Annotated in this window: 19 protein-coding genes and 1 pseudogene; 6 read left to right on the plus strand and 14 right to left on the minus strand. The window is 64.0% G+C overall.

Annotation, left to right across the window (positions count from 1 at the left end; translation table 11 throughout):
* Positions 1–153: 153 nt before the first annotated feature.
* Entirely contained in the window at positions 154–1,305 is a 1,152-nt protein-coding gene (locus CK226_RS19200; protein ID WP_095790137.1) for a hypothetical protein, read from the plus strand.
* A 31-nt stretch (positions 1,306–1,336) separates the two neighbouring features.
* Here the strand turns inward: CK226_RS19200 and CK226_RS19205 are convergent, their stop codons facing one another.
* The 5 genes from CK226_RS19205 to CK226_RS19225 form a co-directional block, all read right to left on the minus strand.
* Positions 1,337–2,134: an RNA methyltransferase gene (locus CK226_RS19205; RefSeq protein WP_095792749.1), complete on the minus strand. Its 798-nt coding sequence runs from the start codon at positions 2,132–2,134 to the stop codon at positions 1,337–1,339.
* 102 nt (positions 2,135–2,236) lie between these two features.
* Positions 2,237–2,581 carry a metalloregulator ArsR/SmtB family transcription factor gene (locus tag CK226_RS19210; protein WP_027047319.1) on the minus strand — a complete coding sequence of 115 codons (345 nt, stop codon included), beginning with the start codon at positions 2,579–2,581 and terminating at the stop codon, positions 2,237–2,239.
* Positions 2,582–2,736: 155 nt separating this feature from the next.
* On the minus strand, positions 2,737–3,516 hold the full coding sequence (locus CK226_RS19215) for a HugZ family protein (RefSeq protein WP_095792750.1): 780 nt from the start codon (positions 3,514–3,516) through the stop codon (positions 2,737–2,739).
* A 113-nt stretch (positions 3,517–3,629) separates the two neighbouring features.
* Entirely contained in the window at positions 3,630–4,391 is a 762-nt protein-coding gene (locus tag CK226_RS19220; protein WP_095773467.1) for a 3-hydroxyacyl-CoA dehydrogenase, read from the minus strand.
* 129 nt (positions 4,392–4,520) lie between these two features.
* Positions 4,521–5,045 carry an N-acetyltransferase gene (locus CK226_RS19225; RefSeq protein ID WP_027047317.1) on the minus strand — a complete coding sequence of 175 codons (525 nt, stop codon included), beginning with the start codon at positions 5,043–5,045 and terminating at the stop codon, positions 4,521–4,523.
* A 273-nt stretch (positions 5,046–5,318) separates the two neighbouring features.
* Here CK226_RS19225 and CK226_RS19230 point away from each other — a divergent pair, with 273 nt between their 5' ends.
* Complete coding sequence (locus tag CK226_RS19230; protein ID WP_095792751.1) at positions 5,319–6,302, plus strand: glutathione S-transferase family protein; 984 nt, start codon at positions 5,319–5,321, stop codon at positions 6,300–6,302.
* A 16-nt stretch (positions 6,303–6,318) separates the two neighbouring features.
* Here the strand turns inward: CK226_RS19230 and CK226_RS35570 are convergent.
* Both CK226_RS35570 and CK226_RS19240 read right to left on the minus strand, forming a co-directional pair.
* Positions 6,319–6,536, minus strand: a pseudogene (locus CK226_RS35570) (IS5/IS1182 family transposase); the annotation flags it as partial.
* Positions 6,537–6,561: 25 nt separating this feature from the next.
* Positions 6,562–7,056 (minus strand): NUDIX domain-containing protein, encoded by a 495-nt coding sequence (locus tag CK226_RS19240; protein ID WP_095773469.1) that lies wholly within the window; start codon positions 7,054–7,056, stop codon positions 6,562–6,564.
* A gap of 65 nt (positions 7,057–7,121) precedes the next feature.
* On the opposite strand from CK226_RS19240, the gene CK226_RS19245 reads away from it, so the two are divergent.
* The gene (locus tag CK226_RS19245; RefSeq protein WP_095773703.1) at positions 7,122–8,051 is read left to right on the plus strand and encodes a metallophosphoesterase; all 930 of its coding nucleotides are present in this window, start codon (positions 7,122–7,124) and stop codon (positions 8,049–8,051) included.
* On the opposite strand, the gene CK226_RS19250 is transcribed toward CK226_RS19245, so the two are convergent.
* The 4 genes from CK226_RS19250 to leuA form a co-directional block, all read right to left on the minus strand.
* Complete coding sequence (locus CK226_RS19250) at positions 8,035–8,649, minus strand: hypothetical protein (RefSeq protein WP_095792752.1); 615 nt, start codon at positions 8,647–8,649, stop codon at positions 8,035–8,037. The genes CK226_RS19245 and CK226_RS19250 overlap by 17 nt on opposite strands.
* A gap of 200 nt (positions 8,650–8,849) precedes the next feature.
* Positions 8,850–9,653, minus strand: coding sequence for an alpha/beta fold hydrolase (locus CK226_RS19255; RefSeq protein ID WP_095792753.1), 804 nt, complete (start codon positions 9,651–9,653; stop codon positions 8,850–8,852).
* A 201-nt stretch (positions 9,654–9,854) separates the two neighbouring features.
* Positions 9,855–11,627, minus strand: coding sequence for a hypothetical protein (locus CK226_RS19260; protein WP_095792754.1), 1,773 nt, complete (start codon positions 11,625–11,627; stop codon positions 9,855–9,857).
* 242 nt (positions 11,628–11,869) lie between these two features.
* Positions 11,870–13,615 (minus strand): 2-isopropylmalate synthase, encoded by a 1,746-nt coding sequence (gene leuA / locus CK226_RS19265; RefSeq protein WP_095773472.1) that lies wholly within the window; start codon positions 13,613–13,615, stop codon positions 11,870–11,872.
* 427 nt (positions 13,616–14,042) lie between these two features.
* Between leuA and CK226_RS19275 the strand changes: the two genes are divergently transcribed.
* Positions 14,043–15,209 (plus strand): ATP-grasp domain-containing protein, encoded by a 1,167-nt coding sequence (locus tag CK226_RS19275; protein ID WP_095773473.1) that lies wholly within the window; start codon positions 14,043–14,045, stop codon positions 15,207–15,209.
* Positions 15,210–15,213: 4 nt separating this feature from the next.
* The gene (locus CK226_RS19280) at positions 15,214–15,990 is read left to right on the plus strand and encodes an alpha/beta hydrolase-fold protein (RefSeq protein WP_095773474.1); all 777 of its coding nucleotides are present in this window, start codon (positions 15,214–15,216) and stop codon (positions 15,988–15,990) included.
* Positions 15,991–16,054: 64 nt separating this feature from the next.
* Here the strand turns inward: CK226_RS19280 and CK226_RS34945 are convergent, their stop codons facing one another.
* Positions 16,055–16,255 carry a hypothetical protein gene (locus CK226_RS34945; protein ID WP_179301083.1) on the minus strand — a complete coding sequence of 67 codons (201 nt, stop codon included), beginning with the start codon at positions 16,253–16,255 and terminating at the stop codon, positions 16,055–16,057.
* 208 nt (positions 16,256–16,463) lie between these two features.
* Here CK226_RS34945 and CK226_RS19290 point away from each other — a divergent pair, with 208 nt between their 5' ends.
* On the plus strand, positions 16,464–17,537 hold the full coding sequence (locus CK226_RS19290) for a siderophore-interacting protein (protein ID WP_095792966.1): 1,074 nt from the start codon (positions 16,464–16,466) through the stop codon (positions 17,535–17,537).
* Positions 17,538–17,545: 8 nt separating this feature from the next.
* Here CK226_RS19290 and CK226_RS19295 read toward each other — a convergent pair whose 3' ends face one another.
* Both CK226_RS19295 and CK226_RS19300 read right to left on the minus strand, forming a co-directional pair.
* Positions 17,546–18,763 carry an MFS transporter gene (locus tag CK226_RS19295; RefSeq protein ID WP_095792755.1) on the minus strand — a complete coding sequence of 406 codons (1,218 nt, stop codon included), beginning with the start codon at positions 18,761–18,763 and terminating at the stop codon, positions 17,546–17,548.
* A complete protein-coding gene (locus CK226_RS19300; RefSeq protein WP_095792756.1) occupies positions 18,763–20,874 on the minus strand; it encodes a TonB-dependent siderophore receptor in 2,112 nt (703 codons plus the stop codon). The genes CK226_RS19295 and CK226_RS19300 overlap by 1 nt, the downstream gene beginning before the upstream one ends.
* Positions 20,875–20,934 lie beyond the last annotated feature (60 nt).

The following is a 20,934-nucleotide window of genomic DNA, read 5'->3' on the forward strand; positions in this document are numbered from 1 at the left end:
CCGGTCATGACCGCAATGCCAAGTTTTCGATGGGAATTGTAGGCCTGTGACCCTCCGCGTGCTGCGGCAAGCTCTTGCCGCAGCGCCGGATTTCCGCCATGCCAGTGTGATGCGGTCCAGTTCCGGCGGTTGCCGCCGATAGCGGGTAGTCCTTTGGTTCAGTCGGTCCTGTTCTTTGCCCTCGGCTTTCTCTGCGCCGGCTTTCTGGCGCTGATGGTGGCTCCGGCCGTCTGGCGCCGTGCCGTCGCGTTGACCCGCAGGCGCATCGAGGCCTCCATCCCGCTGACACAGACCGAAATCCAGGCAGACAAGGACCGCATCCGGGCGGAATACGCCATGGCGACGCGCCGCCTCGAAATGAACGTCAAGGCGCTGCGCGAGAAAGCGGCCGAACAGCTCGTCGAGATCAATCGTGGCCACGAGGCGTTGAAGGGGTTGGCGATCGAACGCACGGACAAGAACAACGCGCTCGCCGAACTCGGCGCCAAGAACGAGGCGCTGCGGCAGCGCGAAGAGGAATTGCACCGGCTTTCGGAGCGGCTCAAGGAAACCGAACGCAAGCTGGAGAAGCGGGCGCTCGAGCTGGAAAAGCTGGAGCAGATGTATGACGATGCCAGTTTTTCCTCCTCCAGCCGGCAGATCGAGCTCGTGGCGCGGGAGTCCGAATTGCAGAAGCTAGCCAGCGATATCGCGCTGCTGCGCGGCCAGCGCAAGGAAGCGGACCGGCGCCAGCAGGAGATCGCGGCCGAAAGCAAGGCCGCACGCGATGCGCTCAAGGCGGAGAAGAAAAGGGTGGCCGAACTCGACAAGAAGGTCGAACGGCTGCTGGCGACGCTAGCCGATCGCGAGGACAAGCTCGACCGCCGCGAAAGGGAGCTGGCGCGCCTGCGCGAAAAGGCGAAGGCCGAGGACGGCGGACCGGCCTTGCGGCTGGTCGGCAAGCCGGATGAAGCGGGCAGGCCTGACGAGGCCAAACAGCGCGACGATCTGGACCAGGCGATCGCCAAGCTCGACAGCGACCGCGAGCGGCTGGAGGCCAGGCTGACGGCGCTGGCGCGCGAGAACAAGCGGCTCAAGGCGGATCTCGGCGCCGCGGCATCGTCGGGCACGGCGAATGCCAGTGCCGCGCTGCGCGAGCAGATGAACGAGCTTGCGGCTGAAGTCGTCCACCTGACGGCCAAGCTCGAGGGGCCTGACTCCCCGATCGCCAAGGCGCTGGCGGCACCACAGGACAGCCGATCCAACGGCGGCGATCGTAGCCTCGCCGACCGCGTGCGGGCCTTGCAGAAGGCGGACGCGAACTGAAACGGCGGTGCGCCGCCGTCGCCCATGCTGCTCAACGATGCGAGAAGTGATGCAGCGCGATGGCTGACGCGGCGGCGACGTTCAGGCTGTCGAAGCCTTTCGACATGGTGATCCGCACGGTTTGCAGGCGCGCAAGCAGGCTTTCTGGCAGGCCTTCGCCCTCGGTGCCGAGATAGAGCGCCAAGCGTTCGGCCTGCCTAGCATCGCGTAGGTCGGTTCGTCCACGCGGCGATAGGGCGAATTGTTCAAAATCCCGTTCGGCGAGCATCGCCGTAAAGCCTGATGTGTCGGTGAAGGATGCAAACGGGATCTTGAGCGCGGCGCCGACGGAAACGCGGATCGCCTTGCGGTACAGCGGATCGCAGCATGTCGCATCCATCAGCACCGCATCGGCACCGAAGGCGGCGGCGTTGCGGAAGATCGAGCCCATATTGTCGTGGTTGGCGATGCCGACGAGCACCACCACCAAGGCCTGGTCGGGCAACGCATCCAGCAACGGCCCGGCCGCTTGCGGCGCCTCCTTGCGGCCGATGGCCAGGATGCCGCGATGCATGTGGAAGCCGGCGATCGCATCCATCACCGCGCTGGTGACGACGTAGACCGGCAGGTCCGCCGGCGCCTTGTGCAGGATGTCCTCCAGGCCGCCGAGCCGGTTTTCCAGGACAAGAATGGATTCGGCGCCGAAGCGGCCGGACGACAGAAGCAGATCGAGAACCACTTTGCCTTCGGCGACGAAACGGCCTTGTCGGCCTGCAAGATCGCGTTCGCGGATATCGAGATAGGCGGCGACGCGTGAATCCCGTGGGTCGTCGATGCGAATTGGGTCCATGTCCTGCGCTCAAACATCGAGAGCGTGGTTCGTGCGTTGGAGAGACGCACAAGCCACGCTCCGAAAATCGTCAGCGAGGTAAGCGGCCGCAGCAGCGTCCGGTCAAGTCCCGGCGCGGCGCAATCTCTGTGCCATCTGGGACAGGTCCTCCTTGCCGGTACCGAAAATACCATCCAGCACGACAAGCAGCTCGCGCACCGCGTCGGATTTGCAGGAGTAGTAGATCATCTGACGGTCGCGGCGGGTTTCCACGAGGTCAAGCGCCCGTAGCTTGGCCAGATGCTGCGAGAGCGCGGATTGGCTGAGCATCACCTTGTCGGCGATGGCGCCGACCGACATTTCACCGTCGATCAGATAGCTCATAATCAAGAGCCGCTTTTCGTTGCCCATGAGCATCAAAAATTCGGCAGCAGATTCGGCGTTGGCGATTAGCTTTGTCGAGACCATGAATGCCCCATGCTGTTTGCTCATCAAGGCGCCATGGGGGCAATGGTGCCTGAATCCATAAATTCACTTGCGAAAGGCCACTGACGAGTCAGTGCCACCTGTGAAGGGTAGAACATTTCCTTCAAATCTCAAGTGTTGCTTTTGATCAAATGCAATTAAGTTTCATCATCTGCCCGTCCGGCCGCCTGGCCGCCCCTGGCCATTTCGACCAGAACGGGTCGCAATTCCCTCGTCGCTACCAGAGGTTGTGGGAAGAATACCCGGCAAACATCGTCTCCCGACACCAGATCCATGCCATCGGCGTCCAAACCGGCGATGCCCCAGCCGTCGGCAGATGCCCCAGCGTAATGATGCGCGTAAATGGCGACCGCGTCCAGATGGTCCGCGTTCATGTGCTCGATGGCGGATTGTTCGCTTACCGCAAGTTCTTCGACGATGGGGCCGACGGTGACGAGATCGGAGCGATCGAGCAGATAGGCCTTGCCGAAACCGCCATTGAGGCTGGCGCGCTGCGGCTCGAGGCGAAAGATCGAGAAGTCACCGAGCCCGGCATAGAGGCGGGCCTTGGGATTGCGGTTGAGATAGCGGCGCTCGGCGCGGGCGTGTGCGTCAGAGCCACGCTCAAGCCGCGACGCCTGGCAGATCAGCGTCAGGCGCGGATGCGCCAGCGGGTCGCCCTTGCCGGGCTCGCCGAGCAGCAGGGAACAGCGTGGATCGGCAAGCATGGCGGGCGTGTGGGCCGAGAGCATCGAGACCAGGATCAGCGGTGCGCCGTCGATATCGGTGGCGACGCCGACCCGGCTCGCCAGCGGCGACCCGGTCTGCGGCTCCAGCACCGCCAGGGCGCCGAAGCGGGCGCTGCGCAGAAGCGTCTTCGCCAAGCGGATCGCCTCGGCGTCGGTCTGGCGGATCACGTCCTTCTTTCGATCGGCCAAGGGTCTCGTCCTGCTAAGTTGATTTTCCTATTCCACTTATCAGACGATGATGCCGGTCCTGGCAAGCGTTCTATGCAAGTCGGCCAAAACCGCATCGCACTTCCGGACTTATACTACTTCGGCGCCATGCGGATGGCGCCGTCGAGGCGGATGGTTTCGCCGTTCAGCATCTGGTTTTCGATGATGTGCAGGGCAAGTGCGGCATATTCGGACGGTTCGCCGAGGCGGGACGGGAAGGGCACGGCGGCGCCGAGCGAATCCTGCACCTCCTGCGGCATGCCGGCCATCATCGGTGTCTTGAATATGCCGGGTGCGATGGTGCAGACGCGGATGCCGGAACGGGCAAGGTCGCGCGCCACCGGCAGGGTCATGCCGACCACGCCGCCCTTCGAAGCGGAATAGGCGGCCTGGCCGATCTGGCCGTCATAGGCGGCGACCGAAGCGGTGTTGACGATGACGCCACGTTCGCCGCCCTGCAGCGGCTCGAGCCTGGCGGCGCGGTCGGCGACCAGGCGGATCATGTTGAAGGTGCCGATCAGATTGACCTCGATCACCTTGCGGTATTGATCGAGCGGATGCGGCCCGTCCTTGCCGATCGTCTTCACGCCAATGGCGATGCCGGCGCAATTGACCAGGAGGCGCGGCTCGCCCAGCTTGCTCGCCGTCTCGGCGACGGCGGCGGCGCCGCTGTCGGCGTTGCTGACGTCGCATTGGACGGCAATGCCGCCGATTTCGGCGGCGACCTTGGCGGCGCGATCGATGCCGACATCGAAGATGGCGACGCGGGCACCCTTGGCGGCAAGCGCGCGCGCCGTCGCCTCGCCAAGGCCGGAGCCGCCGCCGGTGACGATCGCGATCTGGCCGTTCGGGTTCATGGCGTCATCCTTTCCCGGAGAAATTCATTATTTCACAAAAGCGCCGAACCGTTTCACATCTTCCTGGAATTGCTCCCAGAAAACAGGGATGGATCAGGCCTGGATCGACGGCCAAGGTCAAGCCATCGCCTAGACGTGCTCGGCGACCCTGGCCTGGCTGGCATGACCGACCTCGCCGGTGAGCCTGGCGACCGCGCCCGGCGTGATCTCGTGCGACAAAAGGCGGTCGAGATCGACAGGGCGCGGCATCGAAATCTGGCCGCGCGGGATACGCTTGAAGCCGAGCGGCCCGTAATAGGGCTCGTCGCCGACCAGTATGACGGCGGGTGCGCCGGCCTTTGCAGCCGCTTCGAGCGCGATCGCCACCAGCCGGCGACCGATGCCGAGATTCTTGAAGGCCGGCCGCACCGCGAGCGGCCCGAGCATCAGCGCGCGGCCGGCACCGGCGGCGATGCGGGTCATGCGCACCGAGGCGACGACGAGATCGCCATCGACCGCCACAAAGGACAGTGCACGCTCGTGGCCGCCGGCTTCGCGGATCTTGTAGGCGGCCAGCACGAAGCGGCCGGGCCCGAAGGCCTCGTCATTGATGGCTTCGATTTCGGGGTCGTGCGCCGGAGTTTCCGGCAGGTATTTCACGTCGGCAAGGCTCATGGTCTTTGCGTTCCGGTAGAGGAGGAAAGGTTGCTGCAAACGGCAGCGTTCGCCAGTCAGCGCTTCATCAAGCGCGGGCGCCCTTTCGTCGTCGGTCAAACCGGATCAAAGCAAAGTCGAACATGCGGAGTGTCCGCTAGCATCAATTTTCGGCCGCCGCAATTGGCCTGATGTGTTCGCCGTCTCCGTCAAGTGACGGTCTGTTCAGCGCCTGACGTCTTCGGCGGGGCAAACTTGCGCCTAGATAATGCGGAAGGATGCAAGGAGATTCGCATGGGATTGCTGGTCGAGGGCAGGTGGCAGGATCGCTGGTACGATACGGCTGACAATGGCGGCAGGTTCGTGCGAACGCAGTCGCAATGGCGTGACTGGATCACCGTCGACGGGGCGCCGGCCGAAGGCCGGAGGCGCGGCTTCAAGGCCGAGCCGGGGCGCTACCATCTCTATGTCTCGCTCGCTTGCCCGTGGGCGCATCGGACGCTGATTTTTCGCGCGCTGAAGAGGCTCGAAGGCATCATCTCCGTCTCGGTCGTGCATCATTTCATGGGCGCCAACGGCTGGACATTCCTGGCCGAGGACGGCGCCACGGGCGACACGCTCTACGGTCTCGATTTCCTGCACCAGATCTATGCCAAGGCCGATCCCGCCTATTCCGGCCGGGTGACCGTGCCGGTGCTGTGGGACAAGAAGGAGCAGACCATCGTCTCCAACGAGTCTTCCGAGATCATCCGGATGCTCAATTCGGCGTTCGACGCATGGGGCGATGCAAGCCTCGACTTCTATCCCCAGGACCTGCGCAATGAGATCGACCGCGTCAACGCGCTGGTCTATCCCGCGGTCAACAACGGCGTCTACCGCGCCGGCTTCGCCACCACGCAGCGTGCCTATGAGGAGGCGTTCGGCGAATTGTTCGCGGCGCTGGATACGTTGGAGGAGCGGTTGTCAAAGCAGCGCTATCTCGTCGGCGACCGCATCACCGAGGCCGACTGGCGGCTGTTCACCACGCTGGTGCGCTTCGACCCGGTCTATGTCGGCCATTTCAAATGCAATCTGCGGCGCATCGCCGACTATCCGAACCTGTCGAACTATTTGCGCGATCTCTATCAGGTGCCTGGTGTCGCCGCGACTGTGAACCTGCATCACATCAAGGCGCACTACTACGGCAGCCACGAAACGATCAATCCGACACGAATCGTGCCGGTGGGGCCGGAGCTCGACTATGGCGCGCCGCATGACCGGGCAAGGTTCGCGATCTGAGAGCCCGTGCGAGAATTCATGATGCACGGGCAATGCGTCTGACGAGGGTCATGATGCATGCCGCGCAAAGGAAGACTTTTGCGGACTTGATGTCGCTTGCGGATCTTTCCAGAGCCGCCGCTTTCGGCTGATCCACGCTAAGAAGCGTTCAACAACCCACCGCTTGGGATGAACGGCGAACCCAATCTGATACTTCGGTTTGCGGACAATCTCGACATCGACGAGCGTCGCAGTTTGCGACTTAACGGCTAAGGCAAGCTTACCAATAGGGCGACGCGGGTTCCTCCCCAAAAACTTCGGCGATCCGTCGCAGCGTTGCCGGCGTCGTTCCCTCCGGCAAACCATCGAGCGGGAAGAAGCCGGCCTCGGCGATCTCGTGGTCCGGCAGCTTCGGTATCGTCTGACTGAAATGCTCGATGACGTAAAAGCCGACATGGTCGCGGCGGCTGGAGCGGCAGTTGAAATGCATCGACTTCAGCACCGCCGGCGCGTTCAGCGCGATGTTGCCTTCCTCGGCGAGTTCGCGCACCAGCGCCTCGGCTAGCGTTTCTCCGACCTCGACGCCGCCGCCGGGAAGCTGCCAGCCGGGCACATAGGTATGGCGGATCAGGAAAACGGAATTCGTCGCGGTATCATGGACGAGCCCGCGCACGCCGAGCGTCATTGGCCGCCGCAGCACGAAATAGAGATGGAACAGCCTGGCCCGCAAACCCGGCCAGCCGGTCTGTCGGAAGATGTCGTCCGGATTTGCCATCAGGTGCGAAACCGGTAAGAAAACCTTGAGTGGAAAGCGCGGCGCTGGTCGCCTATGAGGGATGGATGTTCAGGCTCGCGCATATTTCCGATGTCCATCTGGGGCCGCTCCCCGATGTATCCTATCGCGATCTCGCCTCCAAGCGCGTGCTCGGCTACGTCAACTGGCAACGCAATCGCCGGCGCCACATGCATGACGCCGTCATCGATGCCATCACCGCCGACATCAAGGCGCAGAACCCCGACCACCTCGCCGTCACCGGCGACCTCGTCAATCTGGCGCTCGACGGCGAGATCGAGATGGCCAAGCACTGGCTGGAGACGTTGGGATCGCCGAACGACGTTTCCGTGGTTCCCGGAAACCACGACGCCTATGTGCCCGGCGCCTTCGACAAGGTCTGCCGCGCATGGGCGGCCTGGATGAGCGGCGACGGCGTCAACACGCCGGTCGACCGCAACGCGTTCCCGTATCTGCGCGTGCGCGGCAATGTCGCGCTGATCGGCGTCTCGACGGCGCGCGCCACGGCACCCTTCATGGCCAACGGCTTCTTCATGGAAGGGCAGGCGGAGCGGCTCGGCAAGATCCTGCGCGATGCGGCCGGGCAAGGCCTGTTTCGCGCGATCATGATCCACCATCCGCCGGTGCGCGGCGCCGTCTCGCAGCACAAGCGGCTGTTCGGCATCGCCCGCTTCCACAAGGTCATTCGCAAGAACGGTGCGGAACTTGTCCTGCACGGTCATTCGCATCTGCCGTCGTTGTTCCAGATCGGGCTGCGCGGCACCAAGGTTCCAGTGGTCGGGGTCGCCGCCGCCGGCCAGGCGCCGGGTGGCAAGCATCCGGCCGCACAGTACAATCTGTTCGATATCGATGGCGAAAAGGGCAATTGGCGCATCCGGCTGACGCGGCGCGGCCTAACCGGGCCGGCGATACCGCCTGCCGATCTGCAGACCTTGGAACTGGGTGTGGAGGCCAGCGCTTCTATGGCCGCAGGCTGAACACCATCGCCACGAGGCGGTCCCAGAACAGGGCGACCGACACCGCCAGGCCGACCAGTGCGCCTGCGGCGACCAGGCCAAGGCCTGACAGGAAGGCCGACCAGCCCTTGCCGCGTTGCGGCGACCGCAGCGGCGGCTCGGCCTCCGCCACCTCGGCGCGCCTCATGCTGGCGACGGCCGGCTCGACCCCGCCCTCCATCATCCTCTGGCGCTCGACGATGCGCTCGGCGACATACCGGGTCACCGAATCGGCAACCGGCTTCATCTCGGTCGATTCGGCAAGCACCACACGGCCGATGCGGGTGTCCTTGAGGAAGCGGTAGGTGCGGCGGTCGCGCCCCATGGCGACATGGCTGACGGCATCGATCCACAGACGCGGCTGCAGCCCTGACGAAACGACGAAGTCGAAATTGTCCATGTCGGCGGGCACATCGGCAAAGACGGGTGCGAGTTCGGCGGCCAGGAGATCAAGGCGCATGCGATGCGCCTCGCGCATGTCGACGACGACATCGTCGCGGTCGGCGAAGGCGTTCTTCACATCACGGACGGCATCGGACAGTTTGCTTGACGGATCGATCTTTTCGCCTGTGTCCTTCATCGGCGTCTGCCTCGCGGGTTTGGTTAACACGGGGTTAACACAGACGCCGGCAAAATGCACTGGCGAGATGAAGCGGACCGACGCGCTGTGGGATGTTGCGCCGACGCGCGTCGCGTTACGCGACGCGCTTCAGATCTTTGTTTCATGCATGTCGTGCTGCCAAAAGCGAGGTCATTTTTGGGCGACATGCATTAAGCAACTCAACTGGCCGCGGCGGCGAGTTTGGGGCGAACGGGTCTGGCCCGACGGTTCATATTGCGCCGGATGATGCTGGCGATCAGATCGGGCGCTTCCTCGATCAGCATATGGCCGGCCTCCAGCACTTGATGCACATGAAAGCGCGCCGGCAGGTCGTCGGCTTGGGTGAAGGGCAGCACCGCGTCATCACTGCCCCATACCACCATCACCGGCATGGTCAGCCTGTCCAGATGCCCACGCGGGATGACGCCTTGCCGGTCGTCCCTGGTCATGGCGGCGGCGATCGCGACGAGTTTTTCCGATTGTCCGGGTCGCTGGCGCATTTCGCGGAGCGTATCGGCGGTGTGATCAAAAGGCGGCGCCCGTGGACCCGACATGGCGGCAAGGCAGGCGAGGATCTCGGACAGACTCTGTGCGCCGGCATAACGACGCAACAGCGGCCCGTTGATCTCCGGGCCGAAGCCGCCAGGCGCCAGAAGCGTCAGCGAGGCCGCCCTCTCCGGCTCGGCCAGAGCCATCAAGGTCGCCACCGCTCCGCCCATCGAATGGCCAACGAGATGGATGCGTTTGGCCCTGCGGGCCGCAAGGTCGGCAAGAACGGCCCTTGCCGCCACCTTTGCAGGCCCGGCATCGGGAAAGTCGAGCGATAGGCCATGTCCCGGCAGGTCATAAGCAAGCGTGCGCGCGGAGGGCGCCAGCGGGACGATCACGTCGCGCCAGACGTCAGCGCAACCGCCGAAACCGTGCAGCAAGACGATGGTCTTGGACCCGGCACCCTTTTCGGCAGCGTGGAGCGATGAGATCATGAAAGCGGACGGTATCAAATTGCGGGAACGCTTGAAATGCGACTGGATTGCTCTTTGTCCATGGCCAGTAAACCTTTCGCGATTTTCGCGAGCGCTGGCATGTCATCCAAGGGTTCGTCCGGCAAAAGCCGGGAAATCAGCCGGATCGGCGCTTCGTCCTGTGGGCGCGAACGCCCAACAATTCCATTGGTCCAAACGAGGTCAGCTGGCGTTGCCGAGCCCGGCGGCGCGCAAGGCGCCGATCAGCCGCTCGGTCAGGTCGGCCGGATATTTTCGGTCAATGAAGGTCGCGCGAGGGTTGGCGGCGAATTTGGGGAATTTGGTGGTGAGTTCATCGAGCAGCTTACGTGCCAGGCTGTCCTGACCGGAGATCCTGGCGCCGATCAGCCGGGCTGCAAGATAGTGTGACTTTGTTGCGGTGGTTCTCAGGGCAGAGCTGGCGATCGCGGCCTTGTTCGTGTCGCCAAGCATGAATTCCCCGGCGAAAAGCCCGTAATCCCACCATGTCGGATGGCCGCTGGAGGCATCCACGGCATGGGCCAGAAGGGGGGTTCCCTCGGCGTAGCGGCCGGCGAAAACCAACCCATAACCATAGGCGGCCGCCATGGCGACGTCATAGGGGTTGAGGTCATAGGCCTTGCGCATCCAGCGCAGCGCTTCGTCGGCGTTGCCAAGACGCGAATTGATGTAGCCGTAGGAACGATGCGCATAGGGACTGGTCGGACCGATCTGCACGGCGCGATGGGCGAATGTCATCGCCTTCTCGATCGTCGCATCCGGCGGATAGGCGTAGTGGTCGTTCACGGCCTCGAGGTGTAACGAGGCGAGCTCGGAATAAACAAGCGACGATCTTGCGCCGTTCTCGGCAAGGGTTTCGAGGCAGCGATAGGCGGCCTCGTGGGTTCTGGCGTTCTGGTCGAGATAGTATTTGCCGTTGAGCAGCAGGCACTGCGTCAGGCCGTTCTGAATGCCGCTCTGCTCGATGTAGTTGTAGATCGTGCCGGACGCGGGCAGCGCCGAACTCAGGATGCCGGCGATACGGTCCTCGACGGTCGATGGCGCGCTGTCGGCGACGGTCAGCTTGCGCGACAAAAGCACACGTCCGGTCGCCACGCTTTGCAGTTCGATGGTGATCTCGCCAGCGCCCGGTCCAGGCAGGACATCGAACATGAAGCTCGTTGCACCGGCGGCCGGATCGGTCTTGTCGACAGTGTCGCGACCGATGAAATCGATCGTATCGAAGCCGCTCAGGCCGGCGCGCAACGACGCGGCGACGCGGGTGGCGTCCGCGCCGCTGGCCTTGACGGCGATGTAGACGAGCGGCAGGGCCTCGCTGACCGGGGACGGCCCGATGCTGCTGGTCAGGCCGGCGCTCTCGAACGTCGCCGGCAGATCGCCGCCGGCGAGCAGCGCGCCGCCGCCCTGACGCAGGATCAGGACGCCGAGCATGGCGATGACCACGGCGATCGCCATCCAGAAGAAGCGGAGGTGGCGCGCCACCGAAGGCGCGGGTGCTGCCGCCGGCGCCAGCAATGCGGCGGGTGCCACGGCCTCCTCGGCAGCACTGGGGTGCTCGGCCGGAGCCGCCGCCGGCGTCTGCTCGGCGGGTTTGGCTGCTTCCGGCAGACGAATGGCGTTGAGCTCATAGGCCGGGACGTAGCCGCCGCGTGGGATGGCGATGCGGACGGGGTCGGCGATGCCTTCGTTGGCGAAATACTGCTGCAGCAATTCGCGCAGCCGGCCTGCCTGCACCCGCACCACGGCATCGGTCGATGGATCGAAATCGCCGTCCTTGCCGAAGACGTCCATGGCGATGGAAAAGCCCTTGAGCCTGTCGGCTTCGCCGGCCTGTTCGCGTTCGACGAGATAACGGATCAGTTTGCGCGCGCGCTCGGACCGTCCGAACGTTTCGCTGGCAAGCAGTCGCTCCAGTGTCTCGCGCACTGCGGGGGCGGCAGGCGTGGCATGCTGCAAGTGTCGATCCTCTCGAAGTCGGCACAGGTTGAGGCGCGATCATATAGGGCTCGCATCACCACACAAGTATACACCCCTTATGCGATCGCGTACCTCACCGGATAATTTTCCGGTGGTTAATGACGCGGCCGATGCCGGCTACAGGATTGGTGGGTCGCCGGTGTCAGCCGTTTGAGGCCAAGGCCGAAAAAACGGCTGGCGCGAGAGCGGTTGTGATCTCTCGCGCCAATCGTCGGTAGACGCTACCGCGGCTTGCGGCCGACGATGCGGTTGGCGGCCGACGTCACCGCTTCCAGCGAGGCGGCGACGATGTTGGTGTTGATGCCGGCGCCGAACAGCTTGCCGCCGGGATATTCCATTTCGACATAGGAAATTGCGGATGCATTGGAGCCACGCTGCATCGAGTGTTCGGAATAATCGAGCACCGACATCTCGATGCCGACATGGCGCGACAGCGCATCGACGAAGCCGTCTATCGGGCCTGTGCCGGTGCCGGTAATGGTCACTTCCTTGCCCTTGTCGAGGATCACTGCCTCGATCACGCGCCGGCCCTTGACCACTGTATCGGGATAGGTGTGGTGGTCGAGGAATTTCAGGCGCGCGCCCGGCTGGTCGACATAGGTTTCGAGGAAGCGCTCATGGATGCGCTTGGCCGGCACTTCCTTGCCCTCGGCATCGGTGATCGCCTGGATCGCCTGGCTGAATTCGATCTGCAGGTTGCGCGGCAGATTGAGGCCGTAATCGGCCTGCAGCACATAGGCGATGCCGCCCTTGCCGGACTGCGAGTTGATGCGGATGATCGCCTCGTAGCTGCGGCCGACATCGGCCGGGTCGATTGGCAGATAGGGCACCTCCCACAGGCCGGTGTTGGCCTTTTTCAGCGCCTTCATGCCCTTGTTGATGGCGTCCTGGTGCGAGCCGGAAAAGGCGGTGTAGACGAGCTCGCCGACATAGGGGTGACGCTCGGGGATCTTCAACTGGTTCGAGTATTCGTAGACGTCCTTCATGCGGTTGATGTCGGAGCAGTCGATGCCCGGATCGACGCCTTGCGTGTACATGTTGAGCGCCAGCGTGACGATGTCGACATTGCCGGTGCGCTCGCCATTGCCGAACAGCGTGCCTTCGACGCGGTCCGCGCCCGCCATCAAGCCGAGCTCGGTGGTGGCGATGCCGGTGCCGCGGTCATTGTGCGGATGCAGCGAGATGATCAGGTTCTCGCGGTTGTCCAGATTGCGGCACATCCACTCGATGCGGTCGGCATAGATGTTGGGCGTCGACATCTCGACCGTCGACGGCAGGTTGATGATCAGCTTGTTGTCCGATGTCGGCCTGACGATCTCGGTGACGGCGTTGCAGATCTCCAGCGCGACTTCGAGCTCGGTGCCGGTAAAGCTTTCCGGCGAGTATTCGAAGCGATAGCCGCCGCCGGCCTTGGCCGCCATGTCGGTGATCATCTTGGCCGCATCGGTGGCGATGCGCTTGATGCCGCCTACATCCTTTTCGAAGACGACGCGGCGCTGCAATTCGCTGGTCGAATTGTAGAAATGCACGATCGGGTTGGTGGCGCCCTTCAGCGCCTCGAAGGTGCGCGTGATCAGCTCGGGCCGGCACTGCACCAGCACCTGCAGCGACACATCGGCGGGCACGTTGCCTTCCTCGATGCACCAGCGGGCAAAGTCGAAGTCGGTCTGCGAGGCCGAGGGGAAGCCGATCTCGATCTCCTTGAAGCCCATGTCGAGCAGCAGGCCGAACATGCGCGCCTTGCGCTCATGGCCCATCGGATCGATCAGCGCCTGGTTGCCGTCGCGCAGGTCGACCGAACACCAGATCGGCGCCTTGTCGATGACCTTCGAGGGCCAGGTGCGGTCGGTGAGGCCAACCGTCGGATAGGGTTGATATTTGCGGGCCGCGTCGGGCATGCCGCGGGCTGGTTCCACATGCTCGCCGGCGACCGCGGCGTCAGGGCGGATTTGTTCTCGTGCGTTCATCGTCTTGTTCTCCCGGCGGCCCTCGGATCCGTCTCGGACGGATGGCTGGCGAGTGGCGCCTCTACCAGATTTTCGTTCGCTTGATGTGACTGCCAATTTTGAGACTGGCCAAGGAGCATGCGCTTGCGCGGCGGTTCGACCGCCGGGCGCTCCTTCAGCGAACCCGGCGATCGCCGATAAGGCCGAGAAGAAGCAGGGTCGAGGCAAGCGCGCGCACGGTCTCGCCGGCAAAGCCGGTCTGACGGGAAGCGATGGTGGCGCGTGTGTTCATGCCGGTTCTCATACAGGAGCGCCCCCGCAGAGGCAAGCGGGGGCTGAATCCGTTGAACATTATCCCAAATGCGGGTGCTCTTCCCCAGGCGGCGCAAATGCGCCAGACTTGCGCGCCGGCGGGGCTGCGGTGCGCCGCCGCCATGAGGGGGTGTCCATGAATTTCGTGTTCTTCTCGCCGCATTTTCCGACCAACGGCGCCGATTTCTGCGACCGGCTGAAGAAGGCCGGTGCCACCGTGCTCGGCATTGGCGATGCGCCCTATGACGTGCTGGACGGCAGGCTGAAGGCAGCGCTTTCGGAATATTACCGCGTCGCCGACATGGAGGACTACGATCCGGTGTTCCGGGCGATGGGGCATTTCATCCACAAATGGGGCCGCATCGACCGGTTCGAATCGCTCAACGAACACTGGCTGGAGCTGGAGGCCAACATCCGCACCGACTTCAACATCTACGGCACCAAGCTCGATTTCGTGAAGAACCTGAAGCGCAAGAGCCGCATGCGCGCCTTCTTCCGCAAGAGCGGCGTCGAGACCATCGCGCAGCGCAAATGCTCCGACCGCGCCGGCGCGATGACCTTCATCCGGCGCGTCGGCTACCCGGTGGTGGTGAAGCCCGATAGCGGCTCAGGCGCCTCGAATACCTTCAAGATCTCCAACACAGGGGAGCTCGACCAGTTCTTCCGGGACAAGCCCGAGGACGTGACCTTCGTCATGGAGCAGTTCATCGAGGGGCTGGTGGTGACCTATGACGGGCTGGTCAACCGCGACGGCGAGGTGGTGCTGGCGGCCAGCCACCGCTACGACCAGAGCGTCATGGAGGTGGTCAACAAGGACCGCCATATGAGCTACACCTGCTTTCCCCATATCAGGCCAGCGGTCGAGGAGGCCGGCCGCAAGATCCTGAAGGCGTTCGACGTGCGCGAGCGCTTCTTCCACATCGAGCTGTTCGAGACCAGGGACGACCGGATCATCGCGCTGGAGGTCAACATGCGGCCGCCCGGCGCCTGGATGACCGACGCCATCAACTACACGTTCGACATCGACGTCTACGCGGCATGGGCCGACATGGTGGTCAAGGATGCCGCCGGCGGACCCTATGAGGGCAAGTATTTCACCGCCTATGCCAGCCGCAAGCGGCACCTCCACTATTTGCACAGCCACGAGGACGTGCTAGCGGCGCACCGCGACAAGATCGTCCACCATCAGGCCATCGAAGAGGTTTTCAGCCGCGCCATGGGAAATTACGCCTACCAGATGCGCTCGAAGGATCAGGCGGCGCTGCGCGAGGCGGTTGCCTATATCCACGCGGAAAAGGCCTGAGGCGATGGACATCTCCTATCACAAGCATTTCTCCGGCAAGCTCGGCCGCGACATGGAATACAAGCGCTACGGGCATGCCGGCCGACCCGTGGTGGTGTTCCCGACCTCGCAGGGGCGGTTCTACCAGTTCGAGGATTCCGGTGGCGTCGGCGCATTGGCCGAGTTCATCGACACCGGCCGTATCCAGCTGTTCACGGTCGACGGCATCGATTCGGAATCCTTCTTCGACAAGCATGCCGACGCCGCGCATCGCATCGGCCGCCACGAGGCCTATTTCCGCTATGTGCGCGAGGAGGCGCTGCCGGAAATCCTCTCCACCGCATCGGCCGCCAATGGCGGGCGCAGGCTGAAGCCCTTGTTTTCAGGCTGTTCGATGGGCGGCTACCATTCCTCGAATTTCGTCTTCCGCTTTCCGGAACTGGCAAGCGGCGTCATTTCGCTGTCGGGGGTCTATTCGGCCCGCGATTTCTTCGGCAAGGCGCTGGAGGGCGACATCTTCTACAACTCGCCGCTCGATTACCTGCCCGGCATCGTCGATCCGAAGCTTTTGGCCCGGCTGAAGGCGCTGCGGCTGATCTTTTGCTGCGGGCAGGGCGCCTGGGAAGAACGCATGCTGGTCGAGACGCGCCAGCTGGAACAGATCCTGCGCGACAAATCCATTCCCGCCTGGGTCGACTATTGGGGCGGCGACGTCAGCCATGACTGGCCGTGGTGGCACAAGCAACTGGTCTATTTCTTCGGCCGCTGGCTGGATGATGATCTGATGCACAGGTTGGACTGATGACCACGCCCGACGCGATCCGCCGCCTTGTCCAAGCCACCAATGCCGGCGATACCGAAGCCTTCTAGCCGCATCTAGCGACGATGCTTTCCTGAGCGACCGGGGTCGCGATTTCCGTGGCCGCGACGGGATCGCTCGGTGGAACCTGTCGGACAATATCGGCGTCCAGTCCAACCTTCGCATCGTACGCGTCGCGCAACGCGACGGCGTCTATCATGCCCGCGTCGCCGTGACGGGCAACGGCTTCAAACGGCGAGGGCGACATGCCCTTTCACGCTGGACGGCGATCGGATCGCAAGCCCGGTCATCAGCTGAAGACCGGATGCGTCAAGGCGCCTTCCCGCGGTTTCGTCCGAAAATATGACTGTCATAATCATGTTTTAGTGGCAATGCCGCCGGCGCTGTGGCATGCCGACGCTTGTCGACACCGAGCTTCAGCCGGTGTCGCTGCACTCGGTGTGGAAAGGCCGACGATGAAGCCCTTGAGCGCGCAAACTCGTATCCAAAGCGAAGGCATCTGCGCGGTGATGGACAGGCTGTGCGCTGAGCATAGCGACTATGAGATCGACACCGGCGTTGTCGGCCAATGGGAATTGCGCACGCATTACGGCTCGTTGAATGCCTCGTTCGAGGACGGTGGCGTGCTGATCCGCGTCGCGGCGGAGGACGAGACCTGCCTCTCCTACATGAAGATGATCTTGGCTGGCCACATCGCCGCGCATCTGCGCACGACCGAAGGGTTGCGCTGGCATGGCGACGGCGCGGATGCCGGCACGCCGGTGTTCTTCCGCGAGATTTCGGTCCTGTCCTCGACGCGATTGTCGCCGCATATGCAGCGCCTGCGTTTCTCAGGCCGCGACCTCGACCGCTTCAGCCATGGCGGATTTCATGTCCGGCTTCTGCTGCCGCCGACCGGACGGCAAGCGGTCTGGCCGACCATGGGTGCCGACGGCCTGATCGTCTGGCCGTCCGGCGAGGATGCGCTGACCGTGCGGGTCTACACGATTCGCGCGCTGGACGTGACCGAGGGCTGGCTCGACATCGACTTCGTGCTGCATCCTGGTGCCGAGACGCTGGCCGCGGCCTTCGCGCTGGATGCGCGGAGCGGCGACGTCATCGGCATGATCGGCCCCGGCGGCGGCGGCTTGCCCGAGGCATCGAACCTGCTTCTGCTGGGCGACGATACCGCGCTTCCGGCGATCGGCCGGATGCTGGAAGAGCTTGCGCCGTCCGCTCGCGCCGAAGCCATCATCGAGGTCGATGGTCCGCGAGACCGGATGGCGCTGGCGGCGGGCAACAACATCGCCGTCCGCTGGCTTTACCGGCATGGCCGCGAAGCGGGCGGCGCCGGCCTGCTGCCCGCGGCGCTGCGTGAGCGTGGTCCCGCGGCCGACGATCTCTATGTCTGGGCCGGGTGCGAGTTCGCGGACTTCCGAGAAATCCGCAGCATCGTGCGCAAGGGATGGGACCTGTCGCGCGACCGGCACCTGGTCACCGCCTATTGGCGCCGAGACGCGCAAGGCAAGGACGGGGCCGGCGAGGAATAGCGCTGTCTTCAGTCGCGGTCGCTGACCATGGCGATCGCCGGCGCCGCCAGCAGCGCGACCACGCCGGCGCCGCCGAACAGCGCGCCATAGCCGAGATGTTGCGCCACATAGCCGGCCAGGACGCCGCCCGCCATGCTGACCAATGCGTCCATGCATTGGAAAAGCGTGAAATCGACGCCCGCCTGCCTCGGGTCCGACCAGCGCATGAACTGCGCATAAAGCGCCACGAAGCCGAGCGCCATGATGCCCGAGGAACTCAGCATCGCTATCGCCATCAGCGGACCCGCCGGGAAAGTGCCCGAAAGCGCGAAGGCCGAGAGGGTGAATAGCGATCCGGCCTGCAGGACGAGCGCCAGGACAAGCACACTGCGCGTGCCCAGCCATCGCACGAGAGCACCGCCGGCAAGCGCGGCCGCGACGCCGAGGATCATGCTGCCGGCGCCGTTGACCAGCCCGATGGTGGCAAGGCTGAGCCCGGCATCGATCAGAAACGGACCGAGCATGGCCAGCGCCGCCTTCTGCGCCAGAACGTAGATCGCCGATGCCGCAAGGCCGCGGCGTATCTGCGGGCGCCGCAACGCCGCGGCGAGCGCAGGAACGTGTTCGCGCATTTCCTCGCGCGATCGGCTGGCGATGCCGAGCAGGAAGGGAAGGCCGAGCAACACCAGCAGCGAGGCCATGGCCGAAACCGCCGCGCGCCAGCCATGGATTTCGACCAGATAGAGGAAAAGGCCGGCGCCGATCGCCGAGCCGAAATAAGCACCGCCGACCTGGGCGGCATTGCCCCAGCCGAGATTTTCCCCGGCAAGGTTCTGCACCGCAAAACCGTCGCAGGCGATGTCGACGGTAGAGGCCGCAAAGGCAACGACTGTCAGGCAGGCAATCACGGGCCAGAAGGCGGTGGGGCCGAGCTGGGCAACGGCCAGCAATCCGGCGATGGAAACCAGGCCGCCGACAAGGACGATCGCGCCCGTGCGGTTTTCGCCGGTCGGCGGAAGGCGGTGGCGCTCCACCGCCGGTGACCACAGGAACTTCAGCGCCCATGGCAGGGCGATCAGGGTGAGCAGGCCGATGCGGTCGAGCGGCAGGCCCTGGTCGCGCATCACGGCCGGCAGGCCGGTCCAGGTGATGCCGCCGATCACGCTCTGCGCGACATAGAGGCCGCCGATCGCCGCGACGACGGCGGCCGGCGACGACGCGGCCTGGTTTGGGACCGAGACCGACATCAGAAGCGATAGCGCAGGCTGCCGAACAGCGAGCGGCCTTCGTCGCGGTAGCAATAGCCGGCCGAGCAAATCGTCTGCTGGTTGTCGAACAGGTTCTTGGCGTTGATCTGCAGCTTGACCCCTTCGAGCTTCGGACTGCGGTAGCCGAAGTCGTAGGACAGCGAGGTGTCGACGAAGGCGCGCGCGTCGTTCTCGAAAGTGTTGGCGTCGTCGCCGTAGCTCGCGCCGGCGAAGCGTACGCCGGCGCCGAGCCCGAGCCCTTCCAGCGTGCCGTTCTCGAATTGATAATGGCCCCAGAGCGACAGGATGTGGTTCGGCGTCGCCGACAATTCCTTGCTGTCGGTGCCCTCGGCGCCGCGTTCGATCTTCACGCGCAGATAGGTGTAGGAGGCGATGACGCTGAAACCGTTGTCCAACGAGGCATTGGCTTCCAGCTCGACGCCGCGCGAGTTCAGGTCGAGCTGGCGCTGCTTGTTGATGCCGGTCGAGGCGTCGAAGACGACGCCGTCCTTCTGGTCGATGTCGAACAGCGCGGCGCTGATCGTCGCGTTATGGTCGGGGATCTCGTATTTGACGCCGATCTCCTTCTGCGTGGCAATGGTCGGGCGGGCGACGCGGCCGACAGAACTCGAGACGTCGTCATAGACAAGGCCGATGTTCGGCGAGAAGGAGGTCGAATAATTGACATAGGGAATGATGCCCCATTCGGTCCGGTAAGACAGGCCGACGCGGCCGGAGAAGGCGCTGTCCTTCTGTTTCGACTGGCTGAAATCGGCCGCCGTTGAGGTGGTGTCGACCCAGTCGTAACGACCGCTGGTGAACAGGGTGAGATCGTTCCACTCCATCTGGTCGTGCAGGTAGACGCCGAGCTGGTTCATCTCCTGCCCGCCGGAATGCGGGACGGGGGCGGCCTCGATGTCGTCGACCGAGACGTAGGAAAGCCCGCTGCCGGCGTCATAGTCCGACCAGGCATAGTCGATGCCGGCAATCGCGGTGTGCCTGACCGAGCCGGTATCGAATTCGAGTTGCGCCATGTTGTCGACGACGAAGTTCTTCATCGCCTCGGCGTAGTGGCCCCAATAGCGCTGCAGCGGCTGGTCGGCGCCGACCGAATAGTGGCCGCTGTATTCGATGTCTGAATCGACGGCGCTGTAGCGCAGGTTCTGGCGCACCGTCAGCCAGTCGTTGAAGCGATGCTCGAACTCGTAGCCGATGCGCCCCTGGTCCTGGGTGAAGTCGTTCCAGGCCGCGTCGCCCTCATAGACATTCGACAGGACGCCATAGGCCGAATTGTAGAAGGCCGCGGTGCCGCCGGTGACGGACTTGGAATATTCGCCGAGGATGGTGAGTTTGGTGTCCTCGTCCGGCTTGAAGGTGACGGCCGGCGCCAGATAGAGCTTGTCGTCGGGATAGTCGGGCAGGCCGGTCTCGCTCAGGCGGCCAAGGCTGGTGAAGCGGTAGAGGATGCTGCCGTCGTCGTTGACCGGGCCGGAGGCGTCGAGTGCCGCCTGGAAGCGGTTGTGTTCGCCGGCCAGCAACTCGATCTCGTGGAACGGCTCGTCCTTGGGCCGCTTGGTGACGACATTGACGATGCCACCCGGACCACTGACGCCGTAAAGCGAGGAGGCCGGACCCTTGAGGACGGTGACGCCCTCGATGCCGTAGGGCTCGGTCTTGAACCAGGCAGAGGGGCCGTTGTACTGGCGCAGCCCGTCGCGGAACATGCCGTTGTAGAAGGCCTGGAAGCCGCGCAGGAAGAAGGCGTCGTAGCGCGTATCGAAACCGAAGCTGTTGGGGTTGGCGCTGGCCGTGTAGCCCAGCGCGTCGTTCAGCGTGCGCGGCTTCTGGTCCTCGATCTGTTTTTGCGTGACGACCGAGACCGCCTGCGGGATCCTGGCAATCGGGGTGTCGGTCTTGGTGCCGATGCGGTCCTTCTTGGCGACGTAGCCGTCCTGTTTCAGGATCTCATTGCTCTCGGCTGTCACCTCGATCCGGTCGAGAATGGTGGCGTCGCCGCCATCCTGGGCAATTGCCGGCCAAGCATGGCAGAGGATGGCGCTGCCCGCCAGCAATGATAATCCCCGGCGCCATGTCCTCGACTGCTTCGACATTAACCTGTCTCCAACTCTCATGTTTTGGTTGCGCTTCCGCGCTCTCAAATATGAGTATAA

The organism is Mesorhizobium sp. WSM4311, assembly GCF_002295115.1.
GTDB lineage: Bacteria > Pseudomonadota > Alphaproteobacteria > Rhizobiales > Rhizobiaceae > Mesorhizobium.

Bases quoted from the DNA above. Each gene is read 5' to 3' on its own strand.
- CK226_RS19290 (WP_095792966.1), top strand. From the start codon at position 16,464: ATGAAGCCCTTGAGCGCGCAAACTCGTATCCAAAGCGAAGGCATCTGC.
- CK226_RS34945 (WP_179301083.1), bottom strand. From the start codon at position 16,255: ATGTCGCCCTCGCCGTTTGAAGCCGTTGCCCGTCACGGCGACGCGGGC.
- CK226_RS19240 (WP_095773469.1), bottom strand. From the start codon at position 7,056: ATGGCAAATCCGGACGACATCTTCCGACAGACCGGCTGGCCGGGTTTG.
- CK226_RS19230 (WP_095792751.1), top strand. From the start codon at position 5,319: ATGGGATTGCTGGTCGAGGGCAGGTGGCAGGATCGCTGGTACGATACG.
- CK226_RS19275 (WP_095773473.1), top strand. From the start codon at position 14,043: ATGAATTTCGTGTTCTTCTCGCCGCATTTTCCGACCAACGGCGCCGAT.
- CK226_RS19220 (WP_095773467.1), bottom strand. From the start codon at position 4,391: ATGAACCCGAACGGCCAGATCGCGATCGTCACCGGCGGCGGCTCCGGC.
- CK226_RS19295 (WP_095792755.1), bottom strand. From the start codon at position 18,763: ATGTCGGTCTCGGTCCCAAACCAGGCCGCGTCGTCGCCGGCCGCCGTC.
- CK226_RS19300 (WP_095792756.1), bottom strand. From the start codon at position 20,874: ATGTCGAAGCAGTCGAGGACATGGCGCCGGGGATTATCATTGCTGGCG.
- CK226_RS19255 (WP_095792753.1), bottom strand. From the start codon at position 9,653: ATGATCTCATCGCTCCACGCTGCCGAAAAGGGTGCCGGGTCCAAGACC.
- CK226_RS19250 (WP_095792752.1), bottom strand. From the start codon at position 8,649: ATGAAGGACACAGGCGAAAAGATCGATCCGTCAAGCAAACTGTCCGAT.
- CK226_RS19205 (WP_095792749.1), bottom strand. From the start codon at position 2,134: ATGGACCCAATTCGCATCGACGACCCACGGGATTCACGCGTCGCCGCC.
- CK226_RS19280 (WP_095773474.1), top strand. From the start codon at position 15,214: ATGGACATCTCCTATCACAAGCATTTCTCCGGCAAGCTCGGCCGCGAC.
- CK226_RS19225 (WP_027047317.1), bottom strand. From the start codon at position 5,045: ATGAGCCTTGCCGACGTGAAATACCTGCCGGAAACTCCGGCGCACGAC.
- CK226_RS19210 (WP_027047319.1), bottom strand. From the start codon at position 2,581: ATGGTCTCGACAAAGCTAATCGCCAACGCCGAATCTGCTGCCGAATTT.
- leuA (WP_095773472.1), bottom strand. From the start codon at position 13,615: ATGAACGCACGAGAACAAATCCGCCCTGACGCCGCGGTCGCCGGCGAG.
- CK226_RS19245 (WP_095773703.1), top strand. From the start codon at position 7,122: ATGTTCAGGCTCGCGCATATTTCCGATGTCCATCTGGGGCCGCTCCCC.